Annotated in this window: 13 protein-coding genes and 1 tRNA gene; 4 read left to right on the top strand and 10 right to left on the bottom strand. The window is 50.0% G+C overall.

What is annotated here, in order from left to right; genetic code table 11:
• Positions 1-65: 65 nt before the first annotated feature.
• Positions 66-1,721 carry an ABC transporter permease gene (locus ACHUEV_RS05160; protein WP_394177989.1) on the top strand — a complete coding sequence of 552 codons (1,656 nt, stop codon included), beginning with the start codon at positions 66-68 and terminating at the stop codon, positions 1,719-1,721.
• Between the two features lie 114 nt (positions 1,722-1,835).
• Positions 1,836-1,911 (top strand) — tRNA-Thr (locus ACHUEV_RS05155).
• Positions 1,912-3,086: 1,175 nt separating this feature from the next.
• On the opposite strand, the gene ACHUEV_RS05150 is transcribed toward ACHUEV_RS05155, so the two are convergent.
• The 9 genes from ACHUEV_RS05150 to ACHUEV_RS05110 all read right to left on the bottom strand — a co-directional run bounded on the left by ACHUEV_RS05150 (position 3,087) and on the right by ACHUEV_RS05110 (position 12,270).
• The gene (locus tag ACHUEV_RS05150) at positions 3,087-3,536 is read right to left on the bottom strand and encodes a hypothetical protein (protein ID WP_394177988.1); all 450 of its coding nucleotides are present in this window, start codon (positions 3,534-3,536) and stop codon (positions 3,087-3,089) included.
• A 97-nt stretch (positions 3,537-3,633) separates the two neighbouring features.
• Positions 3,634-4,257: a hypothetical protein gene (locus ACHUEV_RS05145; RefSeq protein WP_394177987.1), complete on the bottom strand. Its 624-nt coding sequence runs from the start codon at positions 4,255-4,257 to the stop codon at positions 3,634-3,636.
• On the bottom strand, positions 4,247-4,612 hold the full coding sequence (locus ACHUEV_RS05140) for a hypothetical protein (protein ID WP_394177986.1): 366 nt from the start codon (positions 4,610-4,612) through the stop codon (positions 4,247-4,249). Before ACHUEV_RS05140 ends, ACHUEV_RS05145 begins: the two co-directional genes overlap by 11 nt.
• On the bottom strand, positions 4,612-4,770 hold the full coding sequence (locus tag ACHUEV_RS05135; protein WP_394177985.1) for a hypothetical protein: 159 nt from the start codon (positions 4,768-4,770) through the stop codon (positions 4,612-4,614). Before ACHUEV_RS05135 ends, ACHUEV_RS05140 begins: the two co-directional genes overlap by 1 nt.
• Before the next feature lie 874 nt (positions 4,771-5,644).
• Positions 5,645-6,883 carry a tyrosine-type recombinase/integrase gene (locus ACHUEV_RS05130; RefSeq protein WP_394177984.1) on the bottom strand — a complete coding sequence of 413 codons (1,239 nt, stop codon included), beginning with the start codon at positions 6,881-6,883 and terminating at the stop codon, positions 5,645-5,647.
• A gap of 776 nt (positions 6,884-7,659) precedes the next feature.
• Positions 7,660-8,013, bottom strand: coding sequence for a roadblock/LC7 domain-containing protein (locus ACHUEV_RS05125; RefSeq protein ID WP_394177983.1), 354 nt, complete (start codon positions 8,011-8,013; stop codon positions 7,660-7,662).
• 106 nt (positions 8,014-8,119) lie between these two features.
• On the bottom strand, positions 8,120-9,190 hold the full coding sequence (locus ACHUEV_RS05120; protein WP_394177982.1) for a dynamin family protein: 1,071 nt from the start codon (positions 9,188-9,190) through the stop codon (positions 8,120-8,122).
• A 14-nt stretch (positions 9,191-9,204) separates the two neighbouring features.
• Positions 9,205-11,289, bottom strand: a complete 2,085-nt coding sequence (locus tag ACHUEV_RS05115) for a dynamin family protein (RefSeq protein WP_394177981.1) — start codon at positions 11,287-11,289, stop codon at positions 9,205-9,207.
• Positions 11,290-11,427: 138 nt separating this feature from the next.
• Positions 11,428-12,270: a hypothetical protein gene (locus ACHUEV_RS05110; RefSeq protein ID WP_394177980.1), complete on the bottom strand. Its 843-nt coding sequence runs from the start codon at positions 12,268-12,270 to the stop codon at positions 11,428-11,430.
• 327 nt (positions 12,271-12,597) lie between these two features.
• Between ACHUEV_RS05110 and ACHUEV_RS05105 the strand changes: the two genes are divergently transcribed.
• A complete protein-coding gene (locus ACHUEV_RS05105) occupies positions 12,598-13,554 on the top strand; it encodes a glycosyltransferase family 2 protein (protein WP_394177979.1) in 957 nt (318 codons plus the stop codon).
• Here ACHUEV_RS05105 and ACHUEV_RS05100 read toward each other — a convergent pair.
• Positions 13,551-14,096, bottom strand: coding sequence for a pseudouridine synthase (locus ACHUEV_RS05100; protein WP_394177978.1), 546 nt, complete (start codon positions 14,094-14,096; stop codon positions 13,551-13,553). The genes ACHUEV_RS05105 and ACHUEV_RS05100 overlap by 4 nt on opposite strands.
• A 245-nt stretch (positions 14,097-14,341) precedes the next feature.
• On the opposite strand from ACHUEV_RS05100, the gene ACHUEV_RS05095 reads away from it, so the two are divergent.
• Positions 14,342-15,514 carry a type III PLP-dependent enzyme gene (locus ACHUEV_RS05095; protein WP_394177977.1) on the top strand — a complete coding sequence of 391 codons (1,173 nt, stop codon included), beginning with the start codon at positions 14,342-14,344 and terminating at the stop codon, positions 15,512-15,514.
• Positions 15,515-15,570 lie beyond the last annotated feature (56 nt).

Raw genomic sequence — 15,570 nt, 5'->3', positions numbered from 1 at the left:
GTCCAAGTCATTGCATCATAGTTGGATTTCTGGACAGTTAAACTGCTTTCCGGTACTCGAATTTTATGTCCCAGTATTCAGATCCGATAACAATCAATCCCGCCACGCGGTCACGCATTTCTCCTTGGTCGGTGGGCGCAATCTTGATCGCGACGATGGTGCTTGTGCCGATCGTTGCTGTTATTTGGTTTGCCCTGACGCCCACAGAAAACATCTGGCCGCATATGTTGCGGACGACGCTTCCCCGGTATTTGGCGAATACTGCCGTGCTGATGTTCAGTGTTGGTGCGTTAACCGCAATGATCGGAACAGGGGCGGCGTGGTTGGTCGTCATGTATCAGTTTCCGGGGCGGAGAATACTGCAGTGGGCTCTTTTGATGCCCCTAGCTGTACCAGCCTATGTCGGGGCCTACGCACTTGTGGATTTTCTGGAATATGCGGGGCCAGTGCAGACTGCATTGCGTGAAACCATGGGCTGGGCAAATGCGCGCGACTATTGGTTCCCAGATATCAGAACCAGAGGCGCCGCAATCCTTGTGCTAAGTGCGGCACTTTACCCTTACGTTTACCTATTAGCCCGTGCCGCATTTCGTGAGCAATCGGGCGCCGCCTATGAGGTCGCCCAAGCATTAGGGGCAGGGGCGTTTGGCCGTTTCTGGCGCGTGGGGCTACCGCTCGCGCGCCCGGCAATCGCAGCTGGCGTGGCCGTCGTTATGATGGAGACTGTCAACGATTTCGGGACAGTTGATTACTTTGCGGTGCAAACGCTAACGACCGGCATCTTTTCTGTCTGGTTGCAGGCAGGAAACCTCGGCGGGGCAGCGCAACTCGCGACCTGTGTACTCGGCCTTGTGATCATATTGGTCGCTTTGGAAAAGATTAGCCGCCGCAAAAGCAAATTTTTCGGATCGGCACGCGGACAACGCCCCGTTTCGCCGACGCAACTGACAGGCTGGACTGCGGCCGCTGCAACAACGCTTTGCCTGTTGCCCGTCATCGGTGGGTTCCTGTTACCAGTTGCCGTTCTGCTGACACATGCCTTTGATGCGAGCCAGTGGGTTGCACCGGGTTTGCGCAAGGCAATCGTTCATACAATTACCGTTGGGGGTATCGCGGCTGTTCTGACAGTCCTTGGCGGTGTGTTCATGGTCTACGGAGTGCGCCTCACGCGGAAACGGCTCCCAGCCTTGCTTATGCCAGTGACAGCCATTGGCTACGCTGCGCCGGGCGCCGTGCTGGGTCTTGGTATCTTGGTGCCATTGGCGAAGTTCGACAACGTGCTGGCAGATACCGTTGTCGGATTCGGCTTTAGTGATCCGGGCCTGATTTTCACGGGCAGCGCCGCCGCACTTACACTGGCATATGTGGTGCGATTCTTTGCAATCGGGCAGGGGACTGCGGACGCGGCACTTGGGCGTGTATCTCCGAGCTTGCCAATGGCTGCGCGTTCTCTAGGGCGCACCGCGGGCGGCACGCTGCGTGCGGTGCACCTCCCGCTTGTCAAAGCGTCCATTGGGTCAGCGCTCTTGCTGGTCTTCGTCGATTGCGTGAAGGAACTGCCCGCAACCCTTCTTTTGCGGCCATTTAACTATGATACGCTTGCAACAAGGGTCCATGCCAAAGCATCGCTCGAGAACATCGCAGAGGCCGCTCCAGCGGCGTTAATGATAACCGTTGTAGGGCTCGCAGCCGTTGCTTTCTTGGCCCGCGCGAACCGCTAAATGGGCTTATGAAATTTTTTCTGCATTTCATGCAAAAAGCCCATTGCATTGCCAAGTTTTCCCCTGCTATACGCCGCTCAGTCGATAAGACAACGCAGGAAACTGCACACCAGTGCCCCTATAGCTCAGCTGGTAGAGCAACTGATTTGTAATCAGTAGGTCCGCGGTTCGAGTCCGTGTGGGGGCACCATTTAAATCAATGACTTAGATAAAATTTTCAGAATGTCTCTATGTTGCTTGTAGACATATAGTAGACACTTGACCTTGGTTGGTGCCGCGGGTCGTTGGTTGCAATTCGTCCTGATGGTTGGTGCGCATTAAAGACAAGAGAAATGTAGTTGTCTTATGCTCAACGGGTTCTTTGCGGTGATTAGTAAGCCGCGTTCAAGTAACTCATGATTACTTTGCTGGAACTTTTGATGCTGATCATCGTTGGGGGAGTGCAGGTGCAATGAATGTTGAGGGATGTCATTACCTCACGTCAACTGTCGTGTCCGTGGGTAAGTCGGATAAAGAGGTTTAATTTAGGTTAATTGTTTTAATTCAGTAGCTTAGTGTGATTTGGTTGGTGTTGGGTGCATCAGGACTAATCAGGCGGCTCCATAAAAGTTATGTTTTAGGTCAAGGCATTACGCCACTGTTGTGGGTTGCTGTTGATAGTTGGGCTTGACAAATCAGATTTTCTTGGTACCCTAAAGACATAATGTTATACATTAGGAGACTTTAGTACTTCTTATCTTCTCTTAGAGAAGTAAGAAATCTAAGTGTACATTATGTGTCGAGAGCTTCCATCAAAGTTGAATTACAATTGATGTCCTCTGATCGTTTGATTTGTCCTAGTCATGGCGTAGCCATCCATCCCCCAGTTCCGCTCACCCCCTTCCTTCCGTTTTCTTTTGTGGTTGAGAGGCTCTGTAGTGCGGCCTAGGGGTCCAGCTTAACCAATAGGTAGTCCTTTAGCGCCATTTGGTGGGTGGTGCTGTGGGTGGCTCTTATTTCGGCTCGCGTCTTCAGGCTGTTTGTGTAAATGGTTGGAACTTGGTATCTCAAACATTTGCCACGAGAGGTTGCTCAGCCGCATGAGACAATAGAAATTAATTGAAGTCTCATCTTTCCACCCCGGGGCAGGGGGATCAGGGGGTGCCTCTGTTCTAGAGAATTACACCCCGAGAATTTCTAACCAAAATTTACATAATTTCAGACCTTGGTAATTAGCTATTAATGGGACAAATTACGGGGTTTGCTGCCTAGGGTACCTGAACGGGCTAATCTGTCCCATTAACTTTCAGATTAAGTATTTAAAAACATAGACTTAAGGAATCTACATTTTGGCTTGCTCGGTAATTATTCTGTCCATCAGACTAATCACTCCAAATTAGTCGTCTCTGAGAACATAATAAGCATGTGGTCACGCCATTGTTGTGCTGACGACAAATCACTGAAGCTCTTTCTGAACGTGTTACCCTCGAAGACTAGTTTCACCCGGTAGGATGGACTGCGGTGTTCGATGTTCTTTAGGTCGGATGCTTTGGATTGGTGAAAATCGTCGTCTAGCTTCAGCGTGTCCAAAATTCTCTGATGCTCGGGCGATACGTTAGTCACACCAGCTTTTGTCATGTGGTATTGCAGTGACCTGTATCCGCCTCTTGTGCCAGTATCGGCTTTGCTAATGGCCCGTTTAATATCGGGGTCGCCTTGAAGTAGTTCATTTACGAGAAGTTCCAGATCGCCGAACAGTGGCGCTGTATCTGTTTCATATGTGGCTTGTTTTTTTTGTTGATCCTTTGCCGTTGGAATTTGTTTTGTCTTGAGCAAGTCTTGAATCCTTTCTGGTATTGGTTCTTTCAAAATTAGAGGACACACGCAGCTAGTGTGTTAACGCGAAGCCAAGAGGTCTGGTCTTTGCTAATGTTTAGGCAAGCTTTTTACGGCGCATCTGTTCAGTAATGATCTCAACAATATCGGTTGCTTTCACGTACTGCCCTGACAGCTCAAAGGCGTTAGAAGTGGCAGTAAAAAAATGATCTTGCTTACCTTTCCTTGCCTCAACTGTTGTGCCTTCTGGCCAGTCATCACACGAGTATACAAATCTAATGCCGAATCGGTCATAGTATTCAGTCCATTCAATTCCAGATTTCTTGTCTAGGCAGTCGTTGACCACCTCATAGGACGGAGGTCTGGAGGCTATCGTGCTCTTATCTCGCTGTATGGGGGCTGGCGCTGGCATATTTGTATCCCATGCCTTCCAGCTTGCCTCAGATAAATGATCCTTAATCTTATCAACCGTCTGGGCTTTCGTCGTCCATCGTGCGTCTTGGAGTTGTGACGGCAGAAGGAAATCTGCTACGATGTGATAACAGTTAGAGGTTGAGTCTTTTAGAATTTCAACTGAGTTCGGTAGCCATGATGCTGTTAGTGTTGTTGAGCCATCAGGCTTGGTCGTGAGGTACATGCCACTGGCAATCTGGGTTGTGCTTTTGAGGCGCTGTAGCTGGTTGAAGGTTTCCTCAGCTTTTAAGAAGTCATTAGGCTGCATCCAAATTGTCTCGCTCTTGGTAATATGTTGAAATTATTTGTTTTAGTTCCAACTCAAGTTGTTGTGTCGGATAAATCTGTTTGTCTTGAATGAGGAGGTATCCAGCTTTTTCTGCTGCATCTATGTAGCGAAGGTTTGATCCCAGAAGTTTACGATCACGGATCAGTCTTGCTCCTTCGTCTGGCAAGGCAATTAAGAACCGGACAAAAGATTTGTGTAGGACTTCGTTTTCAGCCTGACGTTTGTTACCTTTCAAGATGCCGTCTGTGTAGAGAGACAGCAGCAAGCCTTCGACAAGCCAATTGTGATAGCTAGGGGTTTTGCATTTCTCTAATAGATCGTGGGCGTTGATCATTATTCATCCTCCGATTTGCGAATATAGAAAGCGTCTTTCCCCAGCGCTGTTGCGTCTTGGAGGATTTGGTTCTGAGTGTCGGATCGATAGTAGAGGCGTGGGTTGCTCTTACGAAGTTGCTGCCACTCCGCGAATGTCTTTGGTTTTTTGTCAATCATAGTGACGGAATCCTTTCGTACCCCTGAGTGGGGGATGCTGATTGATTGATCTGAATGGGATGCGAGAGAGCCTAGGTCCCGCCGAAAAAGACTGTAGAGGCGGACACGGAAAACCGTTCCATCTCAACTTTAGTATAGCGCATATATGAACGAATTGCAACTATAAGTTGGTACCTGACAGTTTCAATTTGGTAATTTCAAGTGTGTCACAGGTGGAATCTATATCCATTGCTTGTGCTGCTAAGGGTGCTTGCTCAAATAAAACTAAAGTAGCCTTTCGGCGGAGGTGGCCAAGAGGGAGTTTCTCTATTCTTGTTGGAAGATTTGACCTAAGCAATGCACTTCTGTTGACCGTTCATCAACGCGACTTGTTCCGGCTAGCCAATTGGCATCCGTTTGAATGGCGCTCGTGGAGATTTGCGTGCATTCGAGAGTGAATGTGCCATCAGCGCCTGTGTCACTCTTAGTTAGAGTGCAGGTCCGACCAGAGTAATTGAGCGTTTCATAGTATCCGCTATTGCTAAGATTTCCTACCTCTAGTTTCCCTGCGGTCACTTCATTTAAGGTGCAGGTTAGGGTCGTGCGTTGCCACTTGCTGCATTCCATAGAGATAGCCTCGTTGGATGCAGTGAAGCCCTGTAAGCGTATCTCAGAATCCGATCTGTTCTCTGCTAATATGCTGAAGTTTGTGAGTATAATTGCTTTGTCGTTTAGTGGAAAATAGGTGCTGTCATTCCAGTGTGGATGGTTGGGGGGTAATGAGCATGTATTTGCATTTGCGTGTAGCGGCGCTAGGCAGAAGAGGTAGCGTGTGACCGCCTTTGTGAATGACATTGTGTTGTCCTGCAAAGCTGAATGGAGCCTGCGTTGAAAGCTAGGCGTCTGACCGATCCGGATCAAAGTAGTTATGGTAACCGTCTGCTACAGCATCAAAGACAGGACGGAGCGTGTCAACCTGCGTGACGATGTATGTCGCTGTCACTGTGCTGGCCTTGTGGTTCAGTGCCTTCCTTATCAATTCGTAGCTAGAGCCATTGATTTCTGCGTGGGTTGCAAAGGTTCGGCGCAAGTCATGAAGTCTGAATTTGACCCCGGTGTAAGCACATATTTTTTGTAGCTGAGACTTTGGCTCTGTCATATGTCCTTCCCCTCTTCTGGCTGGAAAGACCCACGGGCTATCGGCTCTATTTTTGGTTGCTAGATATGCCTTCTGTCTGGTCAGGATTTGAGTGATCACCTTCGACAGGGGGACGTAGTGATTGGTTCCATTCTTGGTTTCATAAATTGCCATATGCTTTGCGTGGTCGTCGATGTTTTCCCACCTCAACTTGAGGGCTTCACTTTTACGTAAGCCGGAACACATTAGCAGCATGACGTAATTTATCCCTTGATCGGTTACGCCGTGGTACGGTGTCTCGGGCCAATGAAGTTCCGTATGCCAATAGTGTACAAGCTTCGCTATTTCATCTTGGGAAAGGAATTCTTGTCGGGGCTTTATGCTCCTGTCGTATTTCTTCTGACTGATTACATCCATAGGATTTTCAGTGATCAGTCGTTCGCCCCCGATGTCATCGGCCTTAGCAAAGGTGAAGACAGCAGAAACAATTCTGAACGCCTTTACTGCCGTTGCCCTGCCTCGATTGTCTGCTGTTTCAATGTAACGTGACTCGCATTCTTTACGGGAGATCGATCTAATTGGCCTAGAAGACCAGTCATTGAATATGAGGTGGAATGTGTTCTCATAATCCTTTTGTGTTTTGGGTTTAAGGTCGCGTGCCTTGAGGTAGTCTTCAAACATATCACCCAAGGTTTTGCCCAGCATTTCAGATCTGATCTTGGCGGCGTCCTTAGCGGCTTTCGGGTCTTCGCCTCTTTGCATTGTGGCGATATGTTCTCTTGCTAAGCCCTGCGCCATTGAAACGGAAAGGGCGGGGTGTTGACCTAAGGTCATGCGTTTTGTTTTTCCGCCTCTAATTCTGCCTTCTGCAATGAAGGAAATCCGCCCAGAAGGGGAAACTCTAACCCCAAAGCCTTTGAGTGTGCTGTCCCTGTGGAACTGCTCCTTGTCGGCGGCTTTGAGGCTGCGAATAAAACGTTCATTAATGCGTGTCATGCTCTACTTGTAGACAATTTGTAGACAATGTAAAGTAGACGTATAGTAGACATTATGCCCAGTTTTGCGTACTAGTTACTAAAATATGTAGGAAATTTTTCCTTATTGTCGTTAGAGCAACTGATTTGTAATCAGTAGGTCCGCGGTTCGAGTCCGTGTGGGGGCACCATTTTATCACACATAATGCACTGATGTTTAAGGGCTTATGCTCTTGTTGCATTCTCTCCAATTACACGTTTGGCTACACAGAGTGGGCCAAGCGGATGCGGAATGTGACAGTGAAATACCTTAGGCAGAACGAAAGAACTGGTAGCTTCGAATATCGCCGAAGGGTCCCAAAGGTGCTTGAGGACATGGTTGATGTGCGCGAATTCCTAGAGGTTCTCGGTAAGACGCAGAGTGAAGCGATCCTCCACTATGGCCGTGAGCATGAACGTATTGAGTATCTCGTTAGCCTCGCAAAGAATGGAGCCAGTGGTCTCTCTGATTGTGGGCGGTCGAAGCGCTTAATCAAGAAGTATATTGCGTCCAAAACTGGCAAATAGGTGACAATCAGTTTGATGGTGTTTGCAGGGCCGGGTTGCTTCACGGCGCTAGTTCACAGTGTAAAATCGATGTGGGGATGTAGAGGACGGATTCGGATGGCTAGATCGTGCTATGTGTAAACCACAGGTAATCTGCATTCACGCAATGCGCGCGCGGTTAGCAAACGTCAAAACGTACTGAACCTAGCTTGTACTGCGACGCAAAATTGCGCCGCAGTAAACTGTTTTGGCTTAGATAGAGAGCGTTTGCTCAACTTTCTTAACCTGAACGCGTGCCATACCAAGGTTGGCAGCTTTTTTGTCCAGAGCAACGTACAAGAAGACCGTTGGAGTCTTTTCAAGTGGGCGGATCAGGTGGAACTGCTTGCCCAATGTGATCAGGATATCATCGATCGCATCGTCAAGGCCCAGCATTTCGATTGCAGAGAGCTTTGCTTTAACAACTTCAGTGTTCGCAGCGCCAGCAGCTTCTAGGTCAAGCTTGCCGCCACCTTCAGAAGCCATCATCAGGCCTGTTTCACTATCAACAAGACATGCGCCAATGAAGCCACCGATGGATGAAAGACCTGAGATATCTGTAGACATATTTTTTTCCTTACTAGTTACAGTTTGTGGGGGGATATTCCCGCCTGTTTTGGGAGGTTCCGAGCTCTCCTCGGCTCCCAATTCGTTGTCTGAAACAGGTGTTGTTTCAGCTTTGTTTGACCCCGTCCAACCGGCACCAAGGTCCTTCAGAAAAGTCTTTAATTTCATTTCGGACCTGTTCGATTACCGCGGAGATATTTGTGTCGTTTGAAGCGCGTACTGACAGCAGTTTTTCTATAACGCCAGCGTGCGAGTCGGATGCCTGTGGATCGCCCCCAAAGGTGGTTTTTAGATGGTCGAATAAGGCAAAAAGTTGGTCATTTGACGTTACATTTTTAGCATCGGAGAGGGCCTCTTGCAGCAAAGTAATCTGAGGCGCGCTATCGACACTATTCTGTTCATCTTCAAACACTTCTGGGTCGTCGATGAACATATTCTCGTGTGCTTCATCACCTTCACGAGCCGCGCGTTCGGCGCGATGTTCGCGTGCGGCGTCAATACGATCAGATATCGCGCTAAGCAGTGTTTGTGCGCCGCTGTTTTCCCAGCTGCCTTCTTCACCACTACGAGCCATTTTTGCTGAAATTGGCAGTACGGAATGGAATGATTTGCGGGCTTCACGTTCGCATCGTGCAATGACCCGCTGGACATCTTTTGGGTTGGCAATTTGATCCACACGCGTAACGACCAGCAGGCTCTGATCCTGCAGTTCGTAAGACACGCTTTTCCAAGCAGCCTTTTCAGTTTGGCGCCATGCCTGATTGGCCGCAGAACACCAGATTACAAAATCAACGTGTCCACTGATCAAGCCAACAATATCGATTGCTAGATTGGGATCAGAAATGCCGGGCGTATCGATGATATCAGCATCGCGCAAAATTTCAGCAGGAAGCGTGAAGCGCAGTGCCAAATGGGAATGCAATGTCGCAAAGTCGAGCCCATCTTCGGAAACTTCGGTAAGTGTTCCGTCGTCATCCAAGACTTCGAGCTTTCGCGTGTCGCCATGTGTGATCCACACTGTCGGCAGATGGGTGGCCGTCACCTTAGTTGGCAACAACGGCTGGCCCAATAGCATATTCAGAAGCGAAGATTTGCCCGCGCTATATTCGCCCATCAATGCAAAGCCCGGCTTATTCGCCGACCATTGTGACAGTACCGCGGTTGCTTTTTTTGACACGGAATTATTCATAGTTAGCTAGCACTTACTGCAACTGGTCCATCGGTCTGATCATGCCGGACTATTTCGTGAAGAGCGTCACGGATCTGATCGAGGGCAGCAATACGGTGGTTCACTTCGTTTTCCAAGCCGAATGACTGACGCATTTGCGTTACTTCTGGTGCATCAACTGGTAGTGCCAGATTGCGCAATGTTTTGATGTGCTCGTTCACAAAGCCCTGAAGCTGAATGCGCGTTTGTGTAGCGAATTCTTGGATATAGTCTTGTTGCAGATCATTGATCGTGCTCGACATTTCTTCGGTCGCAAGCGTTTCAAAATTCGCGATGCAGGTCGCCTTTTTCCGTTGCTTGGAAAGTAGTCGGCTAAGCCAGCCAGCACTTACATCAATCGTCATGGTTTTCATCAGGAAGACCGGTGTCTTTGGGCGACCAATCGTCGGCCCGACAACAGGGAACAGGCTTGCTTCGCTATCAAGGACGTCAGCGTAAAGTGCAGCGATATTGTCCGCCGCCTCTTGCATGATTTCGCTCAAACGGACTGTGCATTTGTTCGAGAAATCATTGTAAGCGCTGATGAGTTCGCGGCGCAGTGTTTCTGTGTCTGGCGACCACTGCTTAAGCCCCTTACCTTTATCGATCGTCTTTTCTAGGTCGCGCTTGCCGTTCAAAATGAACGAACGATAGACGTCAGACATCGCGTAGGTCGTCATCTTGAGTGAGCTTTGGTTTAGTGAATCAAAGTCATCGTTCAGTGTGCTAACGATTTCCGCAATCCGCGCGGAAACTTCAGAGGCCGACATTGAAGATTGAGCAGCCGAGTGGCCGCTCACTGCATCGCGCAACAGGACCGTCGATTGGTTTACCAGATCTAGGCAATCGTCGCGCAGGCTTTCGAGGAATGGCCAGCTCACATCGTTCGCGACTTTGTCGTCGATCACCTTGAGCAGCTGAGAAATACCAGACAGGTCACTATCGACGATGCCAATTTCACCATTAAGCGGGGTCACGTTGCTTTCGTCTGCGCGCGCCTGCTGCAAACCTTCATACGCGACGCGGCTTCTGGCAGATAGTACGCTTAGATCACCCGCGATCGCGGCTTCGCCCCACTGTGCGCTGCCGAAAACAATTGGGATATCTTGTGGCAAGTTCTGCGCCTTAAGCGTCTGACGAATATAGCCTTCGATTTCGCCGACCTGACGATGTGGATCTTCAAGTTCATCAATGCGGTTCACAAACAGAACGATCTGTTCGTGCTGTAGGCCCATGATGATGTTGATCAGGCCGATATCAACCGTGCTAAGCGCCTGATGTGCGCTAAGGACGATGACGCAAATGTCTGAATCCGCGAGGTTATTGAGTGTAACAGCTTCGCGCACAAGGAAGGGGTCGTTCACGCCGGGGGTGTCGCGCACGACGAGCGGCAGCGGAAAAGTCGGATTGTCAAAGTATAGATCTGCGGACTTTGTCAAATCGGCAAAACGCCCGCCAGAACCAGCACCTGTTTCTTCTTCATCGCCCAGACAAACGTAGCGCTTAACCAGCGCGTCGTCGAATTCACCAAAGCTGTGTGTATTACCCAAAAGTAGTTTAAAGTTCACGCCTAGCCGTTGTTTGGCGCGGGCTTGCAGTTCGCGAACCTGCTCGCGCATTTCTTCAGCTTCATCTTCAAAGTTGGCACGATCAGCCATTTCACCAAGACGACCACCCATTGTGGTCATGTCGGTCCATTCGTCTTTGTCGAAGAATTTGAAGACGGCAGCTTTACCAGCAGGGTGAACAGCGTTCACGTGCAACGAAGTGATCACCGACGTCCATGGGTTCACATCCGATGGCAGCAGGCCGGGACGACCAATGACCGCATTGGCAAGTGCAGTCTTGCCAGCTTTCACCTGACCTACCAGTGAAATCCGTGTCTTAAACTTGGATAACCGCTTTTGCATTTCAAGCGTACGATCCAGCGCACCCGGAACGACCAATTTTTCCATTTGGTTAGCAACCGAGGTCAGTTGATCGATTGCTAGCTTTGCGTCTTTTGACTTGGAAAACAGGTAATCATTGGAAGCTTGGCGGTGCGAAGGCACCATTGAGGATGAAGACATTTGGGTATCCAGCACAGATAGGTAATCATAAACATACAGAAGGTCGCTTGACCTAAGCGTCAATAAGCCATCGGAATGCGACCGTTTTATGGCTTAACGCAGGTTTCTATAGGGGGAAAAACAAAGAGATACTCTCCATTAAACGATATTGACGTGACCCGCATCATCGACACGCAGTTTTGCAACGATGGCGTTGTCTTTTGCACGCACCTCAAGTGATGTATTTGGCTCCCCATTGCCAAGCTTCAGGGCGGCGTTCCGCAGATTTAGCATTCCAGCGATCACATCGATCGAGCCTTCTTGTGGGCAAGCAGCGATTTTTCCATCTGGGGCGATGTTCCATTCACTTGGTTCATCGATATCGTTTACAACAAGAAGGTTACTAATTGCGTAATCGCCACGTGGTTCGTCTTCATCAGACTCGCCAATGGAATAGGCAATTTCATTGCCCGCTGCGACGGCATCCCGGATCATCTGCCCGATTTCGGTGGCCGTTTCAGCACCATTCAACACGTCAAACCAGCCGCGTTTAGCCAGTATGCTGACTTCGTTATTGCCTATACGCAGCACGAAAACACGTGGAACCTCGCAACGTGCGATGCGCGCACAAATATGCCAAATGGCTTGTTCTGCCACATCATCAAAGGCCGGATGTTCAATATCCGTTGGCGCAGTCACGATCTCAAGATCACGCACTTTTGGCAAGAATAGACCGACGTTCAAAGATTGGTTGCCTTCACACACAAGGCCGCCTTTCAGCGTCGCAACCGATGTCCGGCTGTCAGTGCGTGCAATAATGGTTGAAGCACCAGGCAAAAATGAAGCCGCCCGCAAGAGGTCAATGCTTTGCTCTGCACGCTGACCAAGTAACGCAACATCCGCAGAGCCTGACACGTTCACAGGGAACACGCCGTTTTCCTCAAAGCTGTACAAAGCCAAGAAGCCTCGGCTGTTCAAAATTGGCCAGTCTTCGATCTTCATTACCGTAGTCACCTTTTTACACGACTCAGCACATACGCAACTATTCGCGGTATATAAAGTCATTCAGGGCAAATTGCTGATATGCGGTGTGATTTTCTGCTAACATAACATGAGCGAAAAACTTGTGAATCTGCATTTGAAAGCTGGCGAATAGGGAAGGTGATTTTGGCCGGCTGGGATTGGCGTAATGCTCATCATCACAGCACATTGTGAGTAACAGAACTGAAGTGCCGTCTATCTGCAGCGACTCAGAGGTTGCGGTGGACCTGTCGCTTTGTCACAAGAATGCAATTCGACCGTATTCACCTGACGCTAGAGGAACCGAGAATGAAATTTGCCGCAGTATCGTGTATGCGTAATGAGGCGCTTTTTGTTCTTGAGTGGGTGGCGCACAAGTTTTCCTGTGGTTTCGATACTGTGGCGGTGGTCACAAACGACTGCACAGATGGAACTGACCTCATTCTTGACGCGCTAGTGGCTTCAGATGATCGTGTTATTCACATTCGCAATGACATCCAACCGGGCGAAGCCCCTCAGGTTGCCGGTATGAGGATGGCATTTGCGAACCAACGTTTGATGGCTTCAGATTATCTGTTGCATTGTGATGCAGACGAGTTCTTGCAGATAGATGTCGGGGAAGGGCTGGTCATTGATCTCATTGGTGTTACCGGCCGTGCAGACTGTATCGCTCTGGCATGGCGTCCATTTGGGGATTCCGGAATCAAGGAATGGCAAGGTGGCTCTGTGGTCGCGCAATTTACGCGATCCGTGCCACGTCTTAGATATGGCGCGACAATGCATAAGTGCATGTTTCGACCCAGTATGTTTGGTGCGGCGACGGACCATATGCCAAAAGAACCAATTTCTGATGAGATTACGGTCGTCAATTCGCGCGGCGATGAAATGCCAAATGTGTCGCTGTTTGAGACGGCGCAAGCACGCTTTCGCCCACTGACCGACGACCATATGACGTGGGATAATGCATGTATCCACCATTATGCGACGCGTTCACAGGATCTATTTCTAATGAAGAATTTACGCGGTGACGGCATGGGGCGTCAGCAAGGGCGATACTTTTTGAATTCGAACTTTTGGAAGCGAAATAACAAGAACCGCGTCGAAGTACCAAATGCACGCCGGCATCTGGCGAAGACCCTATCTCAAATTGATCGATTTCGAGAAATCGACTGTGTGGCTGAATTGGAGCAAACCGCATTCGCAAATTTCTGTGAAGCACGTGAACGCATTCTGACGCCAGCGCAGATCAAGGCTTGGACAGCCTAAGACCCTTCTTGCCACACTCCACTATCTAGCCCATCCAACGACCAACTTCCGACGCGCCATCGCACGAGGCGTAGTGTGGGGAAGCCGATGTGGGCTGTCATCCGTCGGACTTGCCGATTGCGGCCTTCGCTGATCGTGATCTCAAGCCATGTGTCCGGCACCGATTTTCGGAAACGTACGGGTGGATCGCGTTCCCACAGGGTGGGGGGATCTATGAGGCGCACTTTCGCAGGGCGTGTTGGCCCGTCTTTGAGCGTTACCCCATCGCGCAGCGCTTGCAGGTCTTTGTCTGTCGGTGCGCCTTCGACTTGGACCAGATAGGTTTTAGTCAGCTTATGCTTGGGATCCGCAATCTTGGCCTGCAGTTTTCCGTCGTCCGTTAGCACCAACAGCCCTTCACTATCGCGATCTAAGCGCCCCGCCGGATAAACGCCCGGGACGTCGATATAGGCCGACAACGTTGGTCGGGGTGAGGGACTGCGCACGTCTGTGAACTGCGACAGGACGCCAAAGGGTTTGTTGAATAGGATAACTTTTGCCATGCGCCTGCCTAGCCTGAGTTATGCCTTGGCGTCCATGCTGTTATGAAAAAATGCATCGTGTGCATTTTCCTACTTGCAACGAATCCCAACTTGCCGCAAATGGCGATTTATAGACGCCAACGCACGCGCCTCTGGCCGGTGATAGTCAACGCACACGTGTTTACGTAGCGACGGTAACGTCTCCCTTGGAACTGAGCGGTCTTAGGCGGAATAACCGTCATGGCCGGGTCTTTTGGAGATGACCCATGACTGTACACTTCGCTGACGCTGCGGCGTCATTCCCTGTTGTTGCACCTTCACGGTTGGATAGCTTTGTCGCTGCGCATAGCTTTGACAAGCCAACACTGGTGATGGACCTTGATTTGGTGTCACGCCAATACCGTGCATTGAAAGCTGGTTTGGGCCGGGCTGACATTCACTATGCTGTCAAAGCAAACCCAGCGCCGCAAATCATTGCGCGTCTGGTTGATCTGGGTTCGCATTTCGATGCTGCGTCACGTGCTGAGATCGCGCTTTGCCTTGAGCAGGGTGCAGAGCCACGTGACGTGTCGTTTGGCAACACAATCAAACGCGCATCTGACATCGCATGGGCATTTAACCAAGGCATTCGTCTATTTGCTGCCGATTCAGAAGAAGAGTTGGAAAAGATCGCTGCGCACGCACCGGGCGTGTCCGTCTACATCCGTCTTATTGTTGAGGTTTCCCAAGCGGACTGGCCGCTGTCGCGCAAGTTCGGCTGCGACCGCGATATGGCGCTGCAATTGCTGGATGCTGCAAAGACATTGGGCCTGAACCCAGTCGGTTTCTCGTTCCACGTCGGGTCACAAACCCGTCGCGCGGAAATGTGGGCACCAAACTTGGACGTTATGGGTGGCATTTGGCAAGCAGCCAAAGATGCGGGTCACGATCTATCGTTGATCAACATCGGTGGTGGTTTCCCTGCGTTCTATGGCGAAGAGATTGACGCGCCAAAGGCATATGCAGCAAAAGTCATCGACATGGTCGAAGCACGTTTTCCAGGCGTTGCTAAAATCATGGCAGAGCCGGGCCGCGGTATGGTCGCAGAAGCTGGCGTGATCGTTGCTGAAATCATGTTGGTCAGCCGTAAGTCTGAGCGTGATATGCATCGTTGGGTCTATCTGGATATCGGTCGTTTCTCGGGTTTGGCGGAAACTGAAGGCGAGGCAATTCGCTATCAGTTTGAAACTGCGCGCGATGGCGACGTGATGGGGCCATGTATTGTTGCTGGGCCAAGCTGTGACAGCGCTGACGTGCTATATGAGAAGCGTCCGATGCAACTGCCTATGACATTGCGTGCTGGTGATCGCGTCCTGATCCGCAACACAGGCGCCTATACATCGACTTATTCGTCGGTTTGTTTCAACGGCTTCCCTCCACTGGCGGTGGTTGTGATCTAAACGATTGGCGGCGCACGGTATACCATCGTGTGCCGCTAAGCTTTTGTAAGATAACA

Origin of the sequence: Yoonia maritima, from assembly GCF_043641945.1 — a bacterium.
Lineage (GTDB): Bacteria > Pseudomonadota > Alphaproteobacteria > Rhodobacterales > Rhodobacteraceae > Yoonia > Yoonia maritima_B.
This window is presented reverse-complemented; position numbering and strand designations above follow the sequence as displayed.